The organism is Kocuria sp. ICS0012 (assembly GCF_001665945.1).
GTDB classification, from domain to species: domain Bacteria; phylum Actinomycetota; class Actinomycetes; order Actinomycetales; family Micrococcaceae; genus Kocuria; species Kocuria marina.
Genome location: NZ_LZMM01000046.1, coordinates 133,094 through 150,929 on the forward strand (window position 1 = coordinate 133,094; position 17,836 = coordinate 150,929).

Annotated in this window: 16 protein-coding genes, 1 pseudogene and 1 riboswitch; of the genes and pseudogenes, 9 read left to right on the plus strand and 8 right to left on the minus strand. The window is 68.8% G+C overall.

Going from position 1 to position 17,836, the window contains the following annotated elements; genetic code table 11:
* The first annotated feature begins 164 nt into the window (after window positions 1-164).
* Window positions 165-647, plus strand: coding sequence for a hotdog fold thioesterase (locus tag A5728_RS07810; protein WP_064846501.1), 483 nt, complete (start codon window positions 165-167; stop codon window positions 645-647).
* Window positions 648-945: 298 nt separating this feature from the next.
* Here A5728_RS07810 and aceA read toward each other — a convergent pair whose 3' ends face one another.
* Window positions 946-2,232: an isocitrate lyase gene (gene aceA, locus A5728_RS07815; protein WP_064846502.1), complete on the minus strand. Its 1,287-nt coding sequence runs from the start codon at window positions 2,230-2,232 to the stop codon at window positions 946-948.
* 364 nt (window positions 2,233-2,596) lie between these two features.
* Here aceA and A5728_RS07820 point away from each other — a divergent pair, with 364 nt between their 5' ends.
* A complete protein-coding gene (locus tag A5728_RS07820) occupies window positions 2,597-4,066 on the plus strand; it encodes an XRE family transcriptional regulator (protein WP_064846503.1) in 1,470 nt (489 codons plus the stop codon).
* Window positions 4,067-4,188: 122 nt separating this feature from the next.
* Entirely contained in the window at window positions 4,189-4,656 is a 468-nt protein-coding gene (gene rraA / locus A5728_RS07825) for a ribonuclease E activity regulator RraA (RefSeq protein WP_064846504.1), read from the plus strand.
* Window positions 4,657-4,748: 92 nt separating this feature from the next.
* On the opposite strand, the gene A5728_RS07830 is transcribed toward rraA, so the two are convergent.
* The 6 genes from A5728_RS07830 to A5728_RS07855 all read right to left on the minus strand — a co-directional run bounded on the left by A5728_RS07830 (window position 4,749) and on the right by A5728_RS07855 (window position 11,341).
* Complete coding sequence (locus tag A5728_RS07830; RefSeq protein ID WP_064846505.1) at window positions 4,749-5,195, minus strand: hypothetical protein; 447 nt, start codon at window positions 5,193-5,195, stop codon at window positions 4,749-4,751.
* 71 nt (window positions 5,196-5,266) lie between these two features.
* On the minus strand, window positions 5,267-6,133 hold the full coding sequence (locus A5728_RS07835) for a 3-hydroxyacyl-CoA dehydrogenase family protein (RefSeq protein ID WP_064846506.1): 867 nt from the start codon (window positions 6,131-6,133) through the stop codon (window positions 5,267-5,269).
* Window positions 6,130-6,921 (minus strand): enoyl-CoA hydratase/isomerase family protein, encoded by a 792-nt coding sequence (locus A5728_RS07840; RefSeq protein WP_064846507.1) that lies wholly within the window; start codon window positions 6,919-6,921, stop codon window positions 6,130-6,132. Before A5728_RS07840 ends, A5728_RS07835 begins: the two co-directional genes overlap by 4 nt.
* Before the next feature lie 7 nt (window positions 6,922-6,928).
* A complete protein-coding gene (locus tag A5728_RS07845; protein WP_064846508.1) occupies window positions 6,929-8,152 on the minus strand; it encodes a thiolase family protein in 1,224 nt (407 codons plus the stop codon).
* 198 nt (window positions 8,153-8,350) lie between these two features.
* Window positions 8,351-9,778, minus strand: a complete 1,428-nt coding sequence (locus tag A5728_RS07850) for an MFS transporter (protein ID WP_064846509.1) — start codon at window positions 9,776-9,778, stop codon at window positions 8,351-8,353.
* 351 nt (window positions 9,779-10,129) lie between these two features.
* Window positions 10,130-11,341 (minus strand): cobalamin-independent methionine synthase II family protein, encoded by a 1,212-nt coding sequence (locus tag A5728_RS07855; RefSeq protein ID WP_064846510.1) that lies wholly within the window; start codon window positions 11,339-11,341, stop codon window positions 10,130-10,132.
* A 14-nt stretch (window positions 11,342-11,355) separates the two neighbouring features.
* A riboswitch (SAM riboswitch) is annotated at window positions 11,356-11,442 on the minus strand.
* A 250-nt stretch (window positions 11,443-11,692) separates the two neighbouring features.
* Between A5728_RS07855 and A5728_RS07860 the strand changes: the two are divergent.
* A pseudogene (locus A5728_RS07860) lies at window positions 11,693-12,441 on the plus strand (3-hydroxybutyrate dehydrogenase).
* A gap of 212 nt (window positions 12,442-12,653) precedes the next feature.
* On the opposite strand, the gene A5728_RS07865 reads toward A5728_RS07860, so the two are convergent.
* Window positions 12,654-13,457 (minus strand): IclR family transcriptional regulator, encoded by an 804-nt coding sequence (locus tag A5728_RS07865; RefSeq protein ID WP_064846511.1) that lies wholly within the window; start codon window positions 13,455-13,457, stop codon window positions 12,654-12,656.
* Between the two features lie 152 nt (window positions 13,458-13,609).
* Here A5728_RS07865 and A5728_RS07870 point away from each other — a divergent pair, with 152 nt between their 5' ends.
* The 5 genes from A5728_RS07870 to A5728_RS07890 all read left to right on the plus strand — a co-directional run bounded on the left by A5728_RS07870 (window position 13,610) and on the right by A5728_RS07890 (window position 17,818).
* On the plus strand, window positions 13,610-14,422 hold the full coding sequence (locus tag A5728_RS07870; protein ID WP_082943333.1) for a CoA transferase subunit A: 813 nt from the start codon (window positions 13,610-13,612) through the stop codon (window positions 14,420-14,422).
* Entirely contained in the window at window positions 14,406-15,083 is a 678-nt protein-coding gene (locus tag A5728_RS07875; RefSeq protein WP_064846512.1) for a CoA transferase subunit B, read from the plus strand. The genes A5728_RS07870 and A5728_RS07875 overlap by 17 nt, the downstream gene beginning before the upstream one ends.
* Window positions 15,080-16,270, plus strand: a complete 1,191-nt coding sequence (locus A5728_RS07880; RefSeq protein WP_064846513.1) for an acetyl-CoA C-acetyltransferase — start codon at window positions 15,080-15,082, stop codon at window positions 16,268-16,270. Before A5728_RS07875 ends, A5728_RS07880 begins: the two co-directional genes overlap by 4 nt.
* Window positions 16,271-16,412: 142 nt before the next feature.
* Window positions 16,413-16,937: a DUF2243 domain-containing protein gene (locus tag A5728_RS07885; RefSeq protein WP_082943323.1), complete on the plus strand. Its 525-nt coding sequence runs from the start codon at window positions 16,413-16,415 to the stop codon at window positions 16,935-16,937.
* Entirely contained in the window at window positions 16,937-17,818 is an 882-nt protein-coding gene (locus tag A5728_RS07890) for a cytochrome c oxidase assembly protein (protein ID WP_082943324.1), read from the plus strand. The genes A5728_RS07885 and A5728_RS07890 overlap by 1 nt, the downstream gene beginning before the upstream one ends.
* Window positions 17,819-17,836: the final 18 nt, after the last annotated feature.

Genomic DNA, 17,836 nt, shown 5'->3' on the forward strand with positions numbered 1-17,836 from the left:
GCGGCCATCAGCCGAACGATCGGTCAGTATTTGGTCCAGGATAACCTAGGTCACACAAGGGCACCATGGTCACCACGCTCCGCCGTCGGCGTTCGACGCCGCTCTGCGCACCGCTCAGCGCGGCCCACCGGCGCGGCGTGGGGCCTGATCACCGAGGAGTCAGCATGCACGAGGATCCCACCCGCGCGGACGTCCGCGCCGAGAACGCACGAGTCGCGTCCCCCGCCGAGGAGTTCGGTGAGGCGTACGAGCCGTGGATCATCGAGTTGGGTGAACTGGACGAGAAGATGGGCGTGGTGGTGGAGGAGCAGTCCGCCGAGCGCGTGGTGGCGACCATGCCCGTGGAGGGCAACCGGCAGTCCCTGGGGCTGCTGCACGGCGGCGCGTCCGTGGCGCTCGGGGAGATGCTGGGTTCGTGGGCCGCGGTGATCCACGGCTCCACCATGGGCAAGGTGGCCGTGGGTGTGGACATCAACGCGACCCACCACGCCTCCGCTACAAGCGGCCGGGTGCGCGGCGTGGCCACGGCGATCCACCTGGGGCGCAGCGTCACGAACCACGAGGTGGTCATCACCCACATCGACACCGGCCAGCGCCTGTGCACCGTGCGGATTACCAATTACCTCAAGCCCGCGAAGCGCTCCTGAGCATTCGTCCGACGATGCCGCGGTGCCCGTCCCTCGGGAAGGGCACCGCGGCGTCGTCGTCCGCGGAGCCGCTCCGGCACCGCGGAGGGCGCGCGGAACCGCCCCGGCACCGCAGGGAACACACGGAACCGCCCCGGCACCGCGTGGGAACGGTGTCGGGGCGGTTCGTGGTCCGCGGGAGGGCTGAGGAGTCCCCTCTCATGCCGCGCGGACAGGGTGGACGCGGAGACCGGATGCCCGGAGTTCTTTGGCCTCAGTGACCGTGCTCCGGTCTCCGCGGGTCTTCAGGGCGCCGGGTTCAGAACTGGGCGCTCTCGGTGGAGCCCGTGAGGGCGATCGTGGAGGAGTTGGGGTTGACCACCTGGGAGACCAGGTCGAAGTACCCGGTACCCACCTCGCGCTGGTGCTTGGTGGCGGTGTAACCGCGCTCCTCGGCGGCGAACTCGCGCTCCTGCAGTTCCACGTACGAGGTCATCTGGTTGCGGGCGTAGCCGTGGGCCAGATCGAACATCGAGTAGTTCAGCGCGTGGAAACCGGCCAGGGTGATGAACTGGAAGCGGTAGCCCATGGCGGAGAGTTCGCGCTGGAACTTGGCGATGGTCTCGTCGTCCAGGTGCTTCTTCCAGTTGAAGGACGGCGAGCAGTTGTACGCGAGCATCTGGTCCGGGAAGTCCTCATGCACGGCATCCGCGAACTGGCGGGCCAGCTTGAGATCCGGCGTGCCGGTCTCCATCCAGATCAGGTCCGAGTAGGGGGCGTACGCCTTGGCGCGGGCGATGCAGGGCTCCACACCGTTGCGGACCTTGTAGAAGCCCTCCGGGGTGCGCTCGCCGGTGATGAACTCGGCGTCCTGCTCGTCGATGTCCGAGGTGATCAGGGTGGCCGCCTCGGCATCCGTGCGGGCGATGATGATGCTGGGGACGTCCTCCACGTCCGCCGCGAGGCGGGCCGCGTTGAGGGTGCGGATGTGCTGCTGGGTGGGGATCAGCACCTTGCCGCCCAGGTGACCGCACTTCTTCTCGGAGGCCAGCTGGTCCTCCCAGTGCACGCCCGCCGCACCGGCGTCGATCATGGACTTCATGAGCTCGAACGCGTTGAGCGGTCCGCCGAAGCCGGCCTCCGCGTCCGCGACGATCGGCGCCATCCAGTTCTCCACGGTGTGGACGTCCTCGGCGTGCTCGATCTGGTCCGCACGCTTGAGCGCGTTGTTGATCCGGCGCACCACCTGGGGAACCGAGTTCGCCGGGTAGAGGGACTGGTCCGGGTAGGTCTGGCCCGCGAGGTTCGCGTCACCGGCGACCTGCCAACCGGAGAGGTAGATCGCCTTGAGCCCGGCCTTGACCTGCTGGACGGCCTGGTTACCGGTCAGAGCGCCCAGAGCATTGATGTAATCCTCCGAGTTGAGCAGGTACCAGAGCCGTTCCGCACCGCGGCGGGCGTTGGTGTGCTCTTCTCGAAAGGAACCCTGCAGACGCAGGACCTCCTCGGGGGCGTAGTCACGGGTCACGCCGGCCCAGCGGGGGTTCTCCTCCCAGTCCCGGGCGAGTTCCTCGGCGCTGCGGAGGTTGCTGTTCTCGTTGCTCATCTCGTTCTCCTTTGATCGTTCGAGCCGGCGGCCTCGGTGGGAGCTCCGCACGGGTAACTTGATGTGTTTCACTTTTGCCGCGATCTGCACTCCCGCATAGAGGCTTTTAGGATGAAGAATTGGTTTTCTTCACGTTTGAGAAAAATCTGCCTAAACTCGGACTATGACCCCGGACACAGGACCCCGCAGGCGCCGTCGCACCGGCGACGGCGCTCCCCCTCGCCCCGCCGCACCGTGGAGCGCTCATGGCTCGGAACCCGCGCGCGCTGCGCGGTCGCGAGGCACGGAGCCCGCCCGGACGGCAACACCGCGGCGCACGGACCCCGCGACCGGCACGCGGGTCCCCGCGCGCTCGTCGTCCGACGTGCCACCCGAGGAGTCCGGGGACCCGACCGATCCGATCGTGCTGGGGCGGCGGATCCGCTACCGCCGCAAGCGACTGCGGATCACGCTCGAGGAGCTCGCGCGCACCGTGGGCATGGCGGCGTCGGCGCTGTCGCTGATCGAGAACGGCAAGCGCGAACCCAAGCTCAGCGCGCTGTCCGCCATCGCTGCCGCGCTGGACATGAGCGTGGAGCAACTGCTGGGGACCAAGGCGCCGTCGCGCCGCATGGAACTGGAGATCCAGGTGGAGCGCGTGCAGCGCGGACCCATGTACGCGTCCCTCGGGTTGCCCACGGTGCGGGTGGGGCCGGGCACGAGTACCGAGACCCTCGAGGCGCTCGCGGCACTGCAGCGGCAACTCGCCCAGCGGCTCGAGGAACAAGCGGCCACGCCCGAGGAGGCCCGGCGCGCCAACACGCAATTGCGAGCACGCATGCGGGGGATCGACAACTACTTCGAACGCATCGAGACCATGGCCGCGGACCTGCTCGCCGCGATCCGCCACACGGGCGGACCGCTGTCCGAGCACCACATCTCGCGGCTCGTGGAGCACGTGGGATTCGAGATCCACCAGGTCCCGGACCTGCCGCACTCCACGCGCTCGGTCACGGACCTGCGCAACCGCCGGTTCTACCTGCCGGCCACCGCCGGGGCGGGCTCGCCGTGGTCGGTGTTGTTGCAGGCCGTGGGGCATCACTTGCTTGAACACCACCGCCCGGCGGACTACGGCGAGTTCCTGGAACAGCGCGTGGAGACGAATTACTTCGCAGCGGCCCTGATGATCCCGGAGGCCTCCGCGGTGGACCTGCTGGGGCGCGCCAAGTCCCAGCGGGAGTTGTCCGTGGACGACCTACGGGACGCGTTCGCGGTGTCCCACGAGACCGCGGCACACCGGATGACCAACTTGATGACCCACCACTTCGGCATCCCCACCCACTTCGAGAAGGTGCACTCCTCCGGGATCATCCACAAGGCCTGGCAGAACGACGGGTTGCAGTTGCCCACCGACCACAGCGGCGCGGTGGAGGGGCAGAGGGCCTGCCGGTTCTTCTCCGCACGGCAGGCGTTCTCGGGGACCAACCGGTTGCTGTCCCACTTCCAGTACACCGACACCCCGCACGGCACGTTCTGGTGCTCGGCCCGCGTGGAGGGATCCGAGAACGGGGAATTCTCCATCTCTTTCGGTGTGCCGTACGAGCACGTCAAATGGTTCCGGGGCCGCGCCACCACGGTGCGCCACACCTCCACCTGCCCCGACCCCGCGTGCTGCCAACAGCCCGCCCCGGCGCTCGCCGAGCAGTGGGACGGCCAATCCTGGCCCTCCGCCCGCCCCGCGTCCCACATGCTCGCCGCCATGCCCGCCGGCGCGTTCCCCGGGGTGGACGAGACCGAGGTCTACCGCTTCCTGCAGCGACACGCCCCCGTTGCCTCATCTGGCGACCTCGCGTAACCTCCATCACGTTCCCGCCGACGACGTCGCGCCACCCCTACGCGCCCAGATCGTCCGTGTCCGGACGCCGCGTGCCCGGGCCCCGAGCGTCGTCGGCGATCCGTAGGCACGAAAGGTGACCCATGAGCTTCGCGACCGCCGACCTGTACGACGAACACGGCGAGGACCTGCAGTCCGTGACCACCCAGTTCATCTCGGTGGGTGGTGTCCACCGGTTCACCGGACCCATCCGCACGGTGCGCTGCTTCGAGTCCAACGTGGACGTCAAGAAGCTCGTGGCCACCCCCGGTGAGGGCGCGGTGCTCGTGGTGGACGGGCAGGGATCCATGAACCGCGCGCTGCTCGGGGACAACGTGGCCCGCACCGCCATGGAGAACGGGTGGGCCGGGCTGATCATCAACGCCCCCGTGCGGGACCGCGTGGAACTGGGCACCCTGGACATCGGCATCAAGGCGCTGGGCACGAATCCCCGCAAGTCCGAACCCAACGACTCCGGGGAAGTGGACGTGATCGTCACCTTCGGCGGCGTAACCTTCCGCCCGGGCAGGACCCTGTGGGCGGACGAGGACGGGGTCCTGGTAGAGCGTTGAACCCGCCACCTCCGCTGGACGGATATACGACGGCGACCCCCCGCACCCGCGGGGTTCGCCGTCGTCGTTCCGGTGGGGGCCGGGTGTCGTGACTACTTCTGGGCCACGAACTCCTGGCCGTCCGTCAGGTACACGTTGCCGTACTTGTCCACGGTGGAGTTGGTGCGCAGATCCCACTCCTGAGCTCCCAGCACGGGAGCGGGGCCGAAGGAGACCACCGTGGTGCCCTCCCTGGGCGGCACGTACCCCACGGCCTGACCGTTCTGGTACACGGCGTAGCTGGCCTGCTTGCCCGCGGGGGCGCTGCCGGGTTCCACGACACGTTCGTAGCTCACGATCTCCATGGCGCCGAAGACGGGGTGGTGCACCGGGATCGCTGCGGTCTTGTCGCACGGCCCCGCGCAGGGGTCCGCGACGGCCGGCAGGGACGGCGCCGTAGCGGTGGCTGACGCGGCCGGGGTGCTGCCCGCACCCGCGGTGTTCGCAGCGGTGACCGGGCCGGGGGTGGGGAACAACCCCGCGGCGTCGTCGAACCCCAAGTCAGAAGGGGTTCGACGCGCGGAACAGCCGATGCGCACCCGACCCGCCACGAGTACGGCCGTGCACGCGCTCAGGAGTAGTCGTAGAACCCCTTGCCGGATTTACGGCCCAGTTCGCCGCGCTCGACCATGTCCCGCATGAGCTGGGGCGGGGCGAAGCGGGGGCCGAGCGTGGATTCGAGGTACTCCGCGATCCCCAGGCGCACGTCCAGACCCACGATGTCGGTGAGGGCGAGCGGACCCACGGGGTGCTTGTAGCCCAGGACCATGGCGTTGTCGATGTCCTCCGCGGACGCCACACCCTCCTCGACCATGCGAATGGCCTCGAGGCCCAGGGCCAGCCCGAGCCGGGAGGACGCGAAGCCGGGGGCGTCGTTCACGGTGGCCGGCGTCTTGCCGATGCCCGCGACCCACTGCAGGGTCAGCTCTTTCAGCTCCTGACGGGTCTTGCGCCCGATCACGATCTCCACGAGCTTGGAAGCCGGGACGGGGTTGAAGAAGTGCATGCCGCAGAACCGCTCGGGGCGCTGGAGCTCATCGGCGAGCCCGTCCACGGACAGCGAGGACGTGTTGGTGGCCAGCCACGCCGTCTCGGACAGGTTCTTCTCGACCCGCTGGAGGGAGGAGACCTTGAGGTCCCAGGTCTCGGGAACGGCCTCGATCACGAGCTCGCAGTCCGCGAAGTCCGCGTAGTCCACGCTCACGGAGAAGTTCTGGGTCCACGTGTCCAGGTTGCCGTCGATCTTCCCGCGCTCGAGGGACTTGACGAGGTCCGATTCCACCCGCTCCTTGGCGCTCTCCGCGGCCGGCCCGTCCACTTCCACCACGGTCACGCGCGCTCCGGAGATCAGGAACGCGTGGGCGATCCCCGCGCCCATGCGCCCGCCTCCCAGGACTCCCACGCGGGACGGGACGGTTGCGGTGGTGTTCTCGGTCATGTCTTGGGCTCCTTCTTGCGGTCCAGGAACGCTTGCATACGGTCGAATTTGGCCTGCGACTCGAACAGGATGGCCTGCGCGAGCTCGTCCACGTGGGGGTGCGCCTCGCGCGGCATGGCGAACACACGCTTGGACACGCGCACGGCCAGCGGGTCCTGCGCGGCGATGCGATCGGCCAGGGCATCCGCCGCGACCAGTAGCTCGTCTGGTTCGTGGATCTCGGTGATCAGGTGGGCCTCCAGGGCCTCCTGCGCGGAGAGGGTCCGACCGGCCAGCAGGATGTCCTTGGCGAGCGCCTCACCGGCCAGTTCCCGCAGTCGCCACAGGGCCCCCGCGGCGGCGATGATGCCCAGGCCGGTCTCGGGTTGGCCCACCTTGACCCGCGGCGTGCCGATCCGGAAGTCCGCGGCCCACGCGAGTTCCGCGCCCCCGCCCAGCGCGTAGCCGTCCAGGGCCGCGATCACGGGCATGGGTAGCTTGGCGATCCGGTCGAACAGCTGCGAGTTCACGCCGCGCAGGGCGTCCTCACGACGCCGCTCGCGCAGTTGCGCGATGTCCGCACCGGAGGCGAAGATCCCTTTCCCGTTCACGTGCGTGCCGCTCAGGATCATGATCCGGGGATCGCGTTCCAGACGGGCGCACACAGCGTGCAACTCGTCCACCATGACCTCGTCGATGGCGTTGCGCACCGCGGGGCGGTCCAGCGCCACGTGCAGGCGGTCCGGGGTGTCGGTGATGCGCAGGGCCGTGAACTGCGCGGCCCACTCGGGGGTGTCGTGCTGCGTCATGGCCGGATCACACCCGCTCCACGAGCAGTGCTGCACCCTGGCCCACGCCGATGCACATGGTGGCCAGGCCCTTGGCGGTCTGCTCCCGCTCCATCCGGCCCAGCAGGGTGATGACGATGCGCGAGCCCGAGGAACCCAGGGGGTGGCCCAGGGCGATCGCCCCGCCGTCCCGGTTCACGATCTCCGGGTCCAGGCCGAGCCGGCGGATCGATGCGAGCGACTGGGTCGCGAACGCCTCGTTGATCTCCACGGAGCCCAGATCGCCCACGCTCCAGCCGGCGCGCTCCAGGACCTTCTCGGATGCGGGCACCGGGCCCAAGCCCATGATCTCGGGGGCGAGACCGGCGGAAGCACCGTCCACGACGCGGCCTCGGGCGTTGAGCCCGTACTTGGTCACGGCCCGTTCGCTGGCCACGATCACGGCGGACGCGCCGTCGTTGAGCGAGGACGAGTTACCGGCCGTGACCACGGACCCGCCCTTGACCACGGGGCGCAGCTTGGCGAGCACCTCCGGGGTGGAGCCCTCGCGGGGGCCCTCGTCCGTGTCCACGACCGTGACCGCACCCTTGCGGCCGCGGACCTCCACGGGCACGATCTCGGCGTCGAAATGACCGGCGCGGATCGCGGCCAGGGCCTTCTCGTGCGACTGCGCGGCGAAGGCGTCCGCGTCCTCGCGGGAGATTCCGTCCACCCGGGCGACCTCCTCGGCCGTCTCGGGCATCGAGTAGGTGGCCTTGCCGTCCCGCGAGAGCGGGCCCTCCACGAACGCGGGGTTCACGAACCGCCACCCGATCGAGGTGTCGAAGACCTCCCCGGGCTTGGCGAACGCCGTACGGGGCTTCTCCATGACCCACGGCGCGCGGGACATGGATTCCACTCCACCGGCCACCACGATGTCCGCGGCCCCGGACTTGATCATCTGGGACGCGATCGTGATCGCGGACATCCCCGACGCGCACAGCCGGTTGACCGTAATCCCGGGGACCGTGTCCGGGTACCCGTTGAGCAGCCACGCCATCCGGGCCACGTTGCGGTTCTCCTCACCGGCGCCGTTGGCGTTGCCCAGGATCACCTCGTCCACGAGCGCGGGATCGATGCCGGCGTCCTCCACGACGGAACGGATGCACAGTGCGGCTATGTCGTCCGGGCGTACCGAGGACAGGGCACCGCCGTAACGACCCACGGGGGTTCGCGCCCCTCCGACGAGGAAGGCTTGCGGCATCGAGGACATGGCAACTCCTAAGTGGGGCAATAACCGACCGATTGTTCACTGTAAAGGTTCCCCGATCATGTGAGCCACGTCAATCGATGACGGTCACGCGGGGAAGAGCGCGACGGGCCCGGCAACCGTATGGCTGCGGGGCCCGCCGTGCGCCGTCGTGACCTCCGACGAATCAGAGGCCGGGACGGTTGGTTCGTGTGCCGGGGATCAGTGGCGGCGGATGCGCGCCGGAGCGGTGGTCTCGGGCTCGCCGGCCACCGGGGGAACGATCTCGTCCGGATGCGCCCGGACGTACTCCTGGTGCACCTCCGCGACGTGCAGGTCCTTGCCCTGGTCCGACTTCTTGACGAAGGAGACCGCGATGAAGGACACGAGCGAGATCAGGGAGATGTACAGGCCGATGGTCCACGCGGCGCCGGTGCGGTTGAGCAGCAGCTGGGCGATCATGGGGGCGAACGCGCCACCAATGATCGACCCCAGGGCGTAACCGATCGAGACACCGGAGTAGCGGACGCGGGCCGGGAACATCTCGGCGTACATGGCGGACTGCGGACCGTAGGACGGACCCAGACCGATCGTCAGGATGAAGATCGCGGCCGCGAACAGGGGCAGGGACGCCGTGTTGAGCATCCACCACATGGGGATGGCCCACAGGATGATGATGCCGTAGCCGATCTGGAACGTGAGCTTGCGCCCGATCTTGTCCGAGATCCACCCGCCGAACATCGTGAAGATGAGCCACCCGACGCCGCCCACGAGGGTGGCGATCAGCGTCTCGGGGCGGGACATCCCCAGGGTCTTGGTGCCGTAGGACGCGAAGAACGCGATGACCAGGTAGCCCGCGGCGTTGTTCGCGGCGAAGATCAGCGCGGCCAGGATGACCTGCGGGGAGTTGGTCCGGAACAGCTGGTCCAGGGGAGCGGAGGACTCCTTGGCGCGCTGGCGCATCTCCAGGAACACGGGGGACTCGTCCACGGAGCGGCGGATCAGCCAACCCACGAAGATCAGCACGATGGAGAACAGGAACGGAACGCGCCAGCCCCAGGCCTCGAACTGCTCGGGGGTCAGGATGGTGCTCAGACCGAACATGAACAGGGTGGCCATCAGCACGCCCAGGGGCACACCGATCTGGGGGTAGGCGCCGAAGAAGCCGCGCTTGTTCGCGGGCGCGTGCTCCACGGACATCAGGGCCGCACCACCCCACTCACCACCGGCGGAGAAGCCCTGCAGGATACGCAGGACCAGCAGGATGATGGGGGCCGCGATACCGATCTGCTCGTACGTGGGCAGCAGGCCGATCAGCGTGGTGGCCGCGCCCATCCCGAAGAGGGTCATGACCAGGGTGATCTTGCGCCCGTACTTGTCACCGATGTGACCGGCCACGATCGCACCCAGGGGACGGAAGAGGAAGCTGATGCCCAGGGACGCCCAGGCGACGATCTGTCCCAGCGTGGCGTTCTGCTCGCCCGCCGGGTTGAAGAAGTGGGTGGCCAGGATGAAGGCGGCCGCCTGCGCATAGATGAAGAAGTCGTACCACTCGATGGTGGTGCCCACGAGGGTGCCCGCAAGGACCTTGCGCTCTTCTCGGGTCATGGTGTGCGCCGGCTGAGCGGGCGCTGAGGTGGTGGATGCCATGTGGGTCTCCAGGATCGGCGGACGCGGGGTCCGTGGGGTGCCAGTGGCGGGGTGGATCAGGGGAATAACCGACCGATTGGCCTCGAAATAAGTGTACGAAAGAATGTGAAGCGCACCACACGTTTCGTGTACTAAATCGTATATTTTTCCCGGGCCGTTCACCCGGGCGGGCAGCATGTCGGCCGTTGTGACGCGTTCATGACACGGCAACGCCCCCTCCCGCCGTGCCGCACCGTGGAAGGTGCGGGCGCAGCGGAAGGGGGCGGGCGGCGTCGTCCGGGAAGATCGGGGAACCGGAACGGTCAGCGACGCGGTGGGACTAAAAGCTGCAGGACCAGCCGCGCGGCCTGATCAGAACAGGCGCTCGGACGCGATCCGCGCACCCTCCACGAGGGACTCGAGCTTGGCCAGCGCGATCTGCGGGTGCAACCGCCCGCCCAGACCGCAGTCCGTAGAGGCGATCACGTTCTCCTTGCCCACCACGGACGCGTACTGCTCGATCCGGTCCGCCACGAGCTCGGGGTGCTCCACCACGTTGGTCGAGTGCGAGACGAAACCGGGGTAGACCACCTTGCCCTCGGGCAGCTGGTGGTCCTTCCAGACCTTCCACTCGTGGCCGTGGCGCGGGCTGGACGCCTCGAAGCTGTAGCCCTGCGCGCGGATGGTGAGCATGAGGTCCACGAGGTACTTGAACTCGAGGTCCGTGGTGTGCGGGCCGTGCCACGAACCCCAGCACAGGTGGAAGCGGATCTGCTCCTCGGGGAGGTCGCGCAGTGCGTAGTTCAGCGCGTCCACGCGCAGCTGGGTGAAGGCCAGGTAGTCCTCCACGGTGGGCTCGGGGTTGATCTGGTCCCAGGACTCGGCGATCGAGGGGTCGTCGATCTGCACGGTCAGTCCGGCGTCTACGATGGCCTTGTACTCCTCGCGCATCACGTCCGCGCACGCGTAGACCAGTTCCTCGTCCGTGGCGTAGTACTCGTTCTTCACGCGCGCGCAGGAGCCGGGGGACAGTGCCGCGACGAAGCCCTGCGTGGCACCGTTCAGGGCCATCGCGTCCTTCACGCGGCGGATGTCCCCGGCCACAGCCTCCTGACCCGTGTAGGTCAGCGGGCCCGTGATCTTGGGCTGGGAGACCGTGTTGCGGTGCACGAGCACGCCCGCTGTGGGGTCCTCATAGGCGTCCCGGAAGCGCTCCCGGTCGCGGCGGTCGGGGAAGCTCGTGAGCACGATGTGTCCCGGGCTGGAACGGTGCTTCTCGCCCTCGTTCCACCGGTCCTCGTCCGTGGGGGTCAGCCCGCCCAGGCGGTGGAACGAGTAGTTCCACCAGGCCCCGTAGTCCACGGCGCCGGACGTGGTGTGGCCGTACTCGCCGTCGTTGACGATGTCGATGCCGATCTCGCGCTGGGTGCGCACGATCTCTGCGACGCCTTCGTCGAGCGCCTCGCCCAGCTGGGAGAGGTCGATCTCGCCCGCCTGGAAACGGTTGTTGGCCTTCAGCAGCTCGGGCGTGCGAGGCAGGGAGCCCACGTGGGTGGTCTGGATGCGATCGGTGTTCAAGGGCATGGCTGTGCTGTTCCTTTCCATCGGTCCTGGCGTTAGCACCGGTGTCACCCCGGTTGCTGCGGCTTCCACGAGCCAGATCTCTCGGCCGCTCTGGATGGGTACTGCTCCATCCAACAGCATCGCGAGGAGTGGACGCCAGTTGTGGCGTGTCGGACGACGACGCCGCTCCCCGGGTTCCTCCTGCCCCGGCCCCTCGGGCTGGGGTCACCGGGGCTTCCGTGACCCGGCGGACTCCGGTGCGGGCCGTGACTCGTAGCTGGTCCGGGGTGGTCCGTTCCGGATCGTGACCCGGCGGCCCTCGGGGCGTAGCGTGACGCGGTAGGAGAACCGTCCACGCGCAAAGAGGCTGTCATGGAGCAATCACTCGGGGGGAAGAAGGCCCTGGTCACCGGTGGGGCCAGCGGGATCGGCCGCGCCGCCGTGCAGGCGTTCGCGGACCGCGGCGCCCACGTGGTCGTCGCGGATATCAATGAAGAAGCCGCTCAGACGACGGCCTCCGAGGTGGGCGGGAAGCCTGGGTCGTGGACCTCTCGGATACCGCCGCGCTCGCCGAACTGAGCCTGGACGTGGACATCCTGGTCAACAACGCGGGGATCCAAAAGGTGGCCCCCGTGCAGGACTTCGACCCCGCGGACTTCCACCGCATCCTCACGCTCATGCTCGAGGCTCCGTTCCTGCTGATCCGTGCCGCACTGCCGCACATGTACGAGCGCGGATGGGGCCGGATCATCAACGTCTCCTCCATCCACGGTCTGCGCGCGTCCGCGTACAAATCCGCGTACGTCACGGCCAAGCATGGGCTCGAAGGGCTGTCCAAGACCGTGGCCCTGGAGGGCGCTGAGCACGGTGTGACCAGCAACTGCGTCAACCCCAGCTACGTGCACACCCCGCTCGTGGACAAGCAGATCAAGGACCAGGCCGCGACCCACAGGATCCCCGAGGACCAGGTGATCGAGAAGATCATGCTCACCGAGTCCGCGATCAAGCGCCTCGTGGAACCCGAGGAGGTTGGCGAGCTCATCGCGTTCCTGGCCGGCCCGTCCGCGGGCATGGTCACGGGTGCGTCCTACACGATGGACGGTGGCTGGACGGCGTTCTGAGTGCGGGGCGACGTCGCCGCGTCCACCCTCGCTGCCGTTCGGTGTCGAGGCAATGGCCCGCGTTCCACGGCCCCTCTCCGGCCAAGGGCCCGAACATCTGCGTCCCGAAAAAACACCCGCAGTCGCACAACGCATGCGGTATCGGGACACAGATGTTCCGGGGTGCGAGAACGCGGGGTCTGACGGTACGGGACGACGCCGCTGCGTCCGGTTCACACGGTCGTGGCCCCCGCGCGCAGCGCCGTGGAGAGCCTGTGGGCCTGGTCCAGCAAAGCCGCCCCGAGGCGGGGTCTGCGTTCCGCGGTGAACCGGGGTTCGATCCCCGTCAGGGAGAGTGCGTAGCGGGGTTGGCCGGTCGCGTCGAACACCGCGGCCGCCATGCCCCACGAGCCCTCCACAATACGTCCGGGGTTCAGGGACCAGCCGTCCTCCCGGACCTGGGCGACGAGGCGGCGGACGTGAGCGTCGTCGTGCTGTGGACCGAGGCGCGTCCGCTCCTCCCGGGTGTCCGCGAGGGCGGTCTCCAATTGGTCCGGGGGTAGGTGACCGAGGATCGCGAGTCCCGCGGAGGCCACGCCCAGGGGCAACCGCAGGCCCTCGTAGAGCACGTGCGAGCGCACCGGGAACGCCCCCTCCACCCGGGCCAGGCAGATGACCTCGTTGCCGCGGCGAGCGGAGAAGAACGCGGACTCGCCCGTGGCCTCGGCGAGCCGCTGCAGGCACGGGGTCGCGAGGTCCTGGGCGGGATAACGTTGGGCGGCCACCGTGCCCAGGATGTGCAGTTCGGGACCCAGGGCCCAGTTGCCGTCCTCCGTGCGGTCCACGAACCCCTCGGCGGCGAGCGCTGCGAGCAATCGGTGCGCGGTGGGCCGGGTCAGCCCCGTGCGGTGGGCGATGGCCGCGGTGGATCCGGCTGACTCCCCGGATGCCACGGCCTGCAGGATCGCGGCGATCCGGGAGACCACCTGCGTGCCCTGCGGGGAGGACTGCGGGTTCCGGGATTTCTGCGGGGTCATACACGCTCCTGCGTCGGGACGTTCACAATATGGACAGACTAGCGACAGTTTTTCAGATTGTGATCCCTTCACCGACGATTACGGGTGAAGCATTGACCAAGATGTGGTCACTTTCTAGCCTGAGAGGCAGATCACGCACTGGAGGGGTGACCATGTCCAAACTCAGGGACAACGTGGCCGAGTTGCTCGCCGAGACGCTGCGGGACGGGATGACCGTGGCGGTGGGCGGTTTCGGACTGTCCGGGATCCCGCGGGACCTCATCGAAGCGGTCCGCGACAACGGAGCCAAGGACCTGACCGTGGTGTCCAACAACATGGGCGTGGACGGCAAAGGGCTCGGTCTGCTGCTGGAGAACAAGCAGGTGAGTAAGGTGCTGTCCTCGTACGTGGGGGAGAACAAGGAGTTCGCCCGCCAGTACCTGGAGGGTGAGCTCGAGGTCGAGTTCAACCCGCAGGGCACGCTCGCCGAACGGCTGCGCGCGGGCGGTGCGGGGATCCCCGCGTTCTACACCGCCACCGGTGTGGGCACGCGCGTGGCGGAGGGGAAGCCCACCGCGGAGTTCGACGGGTGCACCTACATCCTGGAACGCGGGATCGTCGCGGACATCGCCCTGGTGCACGCGTGGCGAGGGGACACGGACGGCAACCTGATCTACCGGAGGACCTCGCGCAACTTCAACCCGGTGTGCGCCACGGCCGCGCGGATCACGTTCGCGGAGGTCGAGGAGGTCGTGGCCCCGGGTGAGCTGGACCCGGACCACATCGTGACCCCCGGGGTCTTCGTGCAGCACGTGGTGCAGTACTCGGGGGCGCCCAAGGAGATCGAGCAGCGCACCACGCGACCGAGGCCCGCGGCGCGGCGTCGTCGTCGGAGGGCGGAACGGACGTGCGGACCGGCGGTGGTGCCGCCCGGGGCGCGGGCAACGGCGGAGCGGAAGGAACGGTGGCATGAGTTGGACGCGTGATGAGATGGCGGCCATCGCGGCGTCGGAACTGCATGACGGCGACTACGTGAACCTGGGCATCGGGATCCCGACCCTCGTGGCGAACAACCTGCCCGAGGGCGTGAGCGTGGTGCTGCAGACCGAGAACGGGGCGCTGGGCATGGGCCCGTTCCCGTACGAGGGGGACGAGGACCCGGACCTGATCAACGCCGGGAAGCAGACGATCACCCTGCAGCCGGGGGCCGCGATCTTCGACTCCGCGATGTCCTTCGCGATGATCCGCGGTGGACACGTGAAGATGGCGATCCTGGGGGCCATGCAGGTCTCGCAGCGCGGCGACCTGGCCAACTGGATGATTCCCGGCAAGATGGTCAAGGGAATGGGCGGGGCCATGGACCTTGTGACCGGAGCACCTCGTGTGCTGGTCTTGACGGAACACGTCGCCAAGGACGGCTCCGCCAAGCTCAAGCGGGAGTGCGATCTGCCCCTGACCGGTGTCGGGGTCGTGGACCGTATCATCACCGACCTGTGCGTCTTCGACGTGGAGGAACACGGGCTGGTGTTGCGGACCCTCGCCCCGGGTGTGACCGAAGAAGAAGTAGCAGCCAAGACCGAGGCCGAATACCGGGTTGAGCTCGTGGACGTCACCCCGGACTCCGTGCCCGTACAGGAGGAGAAATGACAGAGAACGCCAATGACGTGGTGATCGTCAACGGAGCACGCACACCCCAGGGCAAATTGCTGGGCGCGCTCGCGGACCTGAGCGCCGTGGACCTGGGCGCGCACGCGATCAAGCACGCCGTGCAGCGCGCGGGGGTCTCCCCCGAGGACGTGGACTACGTCTACATGGGCAACGTGGTGCAGGCGGGCACCGGGCAGAACCCGGCCAAGCAGGCCGCGGTGAAGGCCGGACTGCCCAAGACCGTCCCGGCGGCGGCCCTGAACAAGGTGTGCCTGTCCGGTCTGGTGGCCGTCACGGAAGCGGCGCGAATGCTGCGCCTGGGTGAGGCGGACGTCGTCGTGGCCGGCGGGATGGAATCCATGACCAACGCGCCGCACCTGGCCCTGGGCGCCCGCAAGGGCAAGTCCTACGGGGACATGCGGCTCGCGGACTCGCTCGCCCACGACGGGCTCGTGGACGTCGAGAAGGGCGTGCCCATGGGTGAGCTCACCGAGTCCGGCAACGGCGAGCGTCAGATCGACCGCGCCGAGCAGGACGCGGTGGCCGCGCGCAGCCACCAGCTCGCGGGCAAGGCCCAGCAGGACGGGATCTTCGCGGACGAGATCGCGCCCATCGAGGTGCCCCAGCGCAAGGGCGATCCGATCACGGTGTCAGAGGACCAGGGCGTGCGCCCGGATTCCACCGCGGAGGGCCTCGGCAAGCTGCGCCCCGCCTTCACGAAGGACGGCGCCATCACCGCGGGCAACTCGTCCCCCATTTCCGACGGCGCTGCGGCCCTCGTGCTGACCACGCGCGGCTACGCGGAGGAGCACGGACTCGAGTGGCTCGCCGTGGTGGGCAAACCCGGTCAGGTGGCCGGTCCGGATACCTCCCTGCACTCCCAGCCCTCCCGGGCCATCGAGCACGCGCTCTCGCGGTCCGACTGGACCCTGGAGGATCTGGACTTCATCGAGATCAACGAGGCGTTCGCGGCCGTGGCCGTGCAGTCGGTGCGCGACCTGGGCGTGGACCCCGAGAAGGTCAACATCCACGGTGGTGCGATCGCCCTGGGCCACCCCGTGGGGGCCTCGGGCGCGCGGATCGCGCTGCATGCCGCTTTGGAACTGGCGCGGCGTGGCTCCGGCAAGGCCGCCGTGTCCCTGTGCGGTGGCGGCGGTCAGGGTGAGGCGTTGTTGTTGAGCCGTTGAGCCTTGCAGGTGGGTCACGCCCGTCCCGGACCCGGGGCGGGCGTGACCCGCACCAGGGGCGGCCCGGCTCGAGCCGGCTGACCGGCCCGTGTGGTCCCCGGGGGCGGGCGGCCGGGTTGATCGAATGGATTCAGGAGGAACTATGGCGCACACGGCATCCACACCGGACTCGACATCGTTGGAGGGCCCTGGATCAGGGGGCGGGCCTGTCCCGGACCCGCGGCGCACCCGCAAGCGGGCGGCGCTGTCCGGGTTCCTGTTCGGATGCGGTATCGCCGCTTCCATGATCGACTTGTTCATCTTCCACCTGGGCCTGCAGTGGCATCACTTCTACGACCTCTCCACGCACGAGGTGGCCCTCGTGACGGACGGGTTCTTCCACGCCTTCGGGTGGTTCATCACCATCTGGGGTCTGTTCCTGCTCGCTGACGTGCGCCGACGGGGTGGGGTGCACTGGCCCCACTGGATCGGGGCCGTGATCCTGGGTGTGGGGACCTTCCAGCTCTTCGATGGCATCGTGGACCACAAGCTGCTGGGCATCCACCAGATCCGCTACGGGGTGGACATCCTGCCGTACGACCTCGTGTGGAACGGCACCGCGGTGATCCTCATGCTCATCGGGTTCGTGGTGCTGCGGCGCGGCGCGCGGGCCTATCGGACCCGCTGATGTCCTCGGACCACGCCCACCATGCGGATCACACCCACCACGCGGAGACCACCGCTGCTGTCGGATGGCCTGTGTTCGAGTGGCTGGTCGTGGTGGTGCTGGTACTGGCTGCCGCGGGGTACGGGTGGTTGTTGTGGTCGGGCCGTCACAGGACGGGCCCGAGTCCGTGGCGTCCCGTGAGTTTCTACGTCGGCCTGCTGGGCGTGGGGGTGGGCCTCGTGGGGCCCCTCGTCCACGCCGGGCACACCAGCTTCACCGCTCACATGGTGGGGCACCTGTTGGTGGGGATGCTCGGACCCCTGCTGCTCGTCCTGGGCGCGCCCGTGCGGGTGGCGCTGCGCGGGCTGTCCACCGCCGGGGCGCGCCGGGTCTCGCGGGTGCTGCGGTTCCCGGTCGTCCGCTGGGTCACGCACCCCGTGGTGGCCGCGATCCTCAATGCCGGCGGGTTGTGGTTGCTCTACAGCACCGCGCTGTTCCACTGGATGCACGCCTCCGCGTGGGGCCACGCGCTCGTCCACACCCACATCTTCCTGGCCGGCTACGTGTTCACGGCGGCCATCGCCGGACCGGACCCCGATCCGCATCGTTCGTCCTTCCGGGTGCGCGCCGTGGTCCTGGTGCTCTTCATCGCGGCGCACTCGGTCCTGGCCAAGTGGCTCTACGCGCATCCGCCCGCGGGAGTCGCGCCCCACGACGCCCACGTGGGCGCGCAGGTCATGTACTACGGCGGCGACGTCGTGGACGTCCTGCTGATCGTCCTGCTGTTCCTGGACCACCACCGGGCCACGCGCCCGCGCCCGGCAACCGATCGCATGTCCCCAACCCTGACCCAGATCGGAGAACCACCCGTGTCCCGCCACCATCGAGAGCCGTTGTCATGAGCACCCCGGGAACCCCGC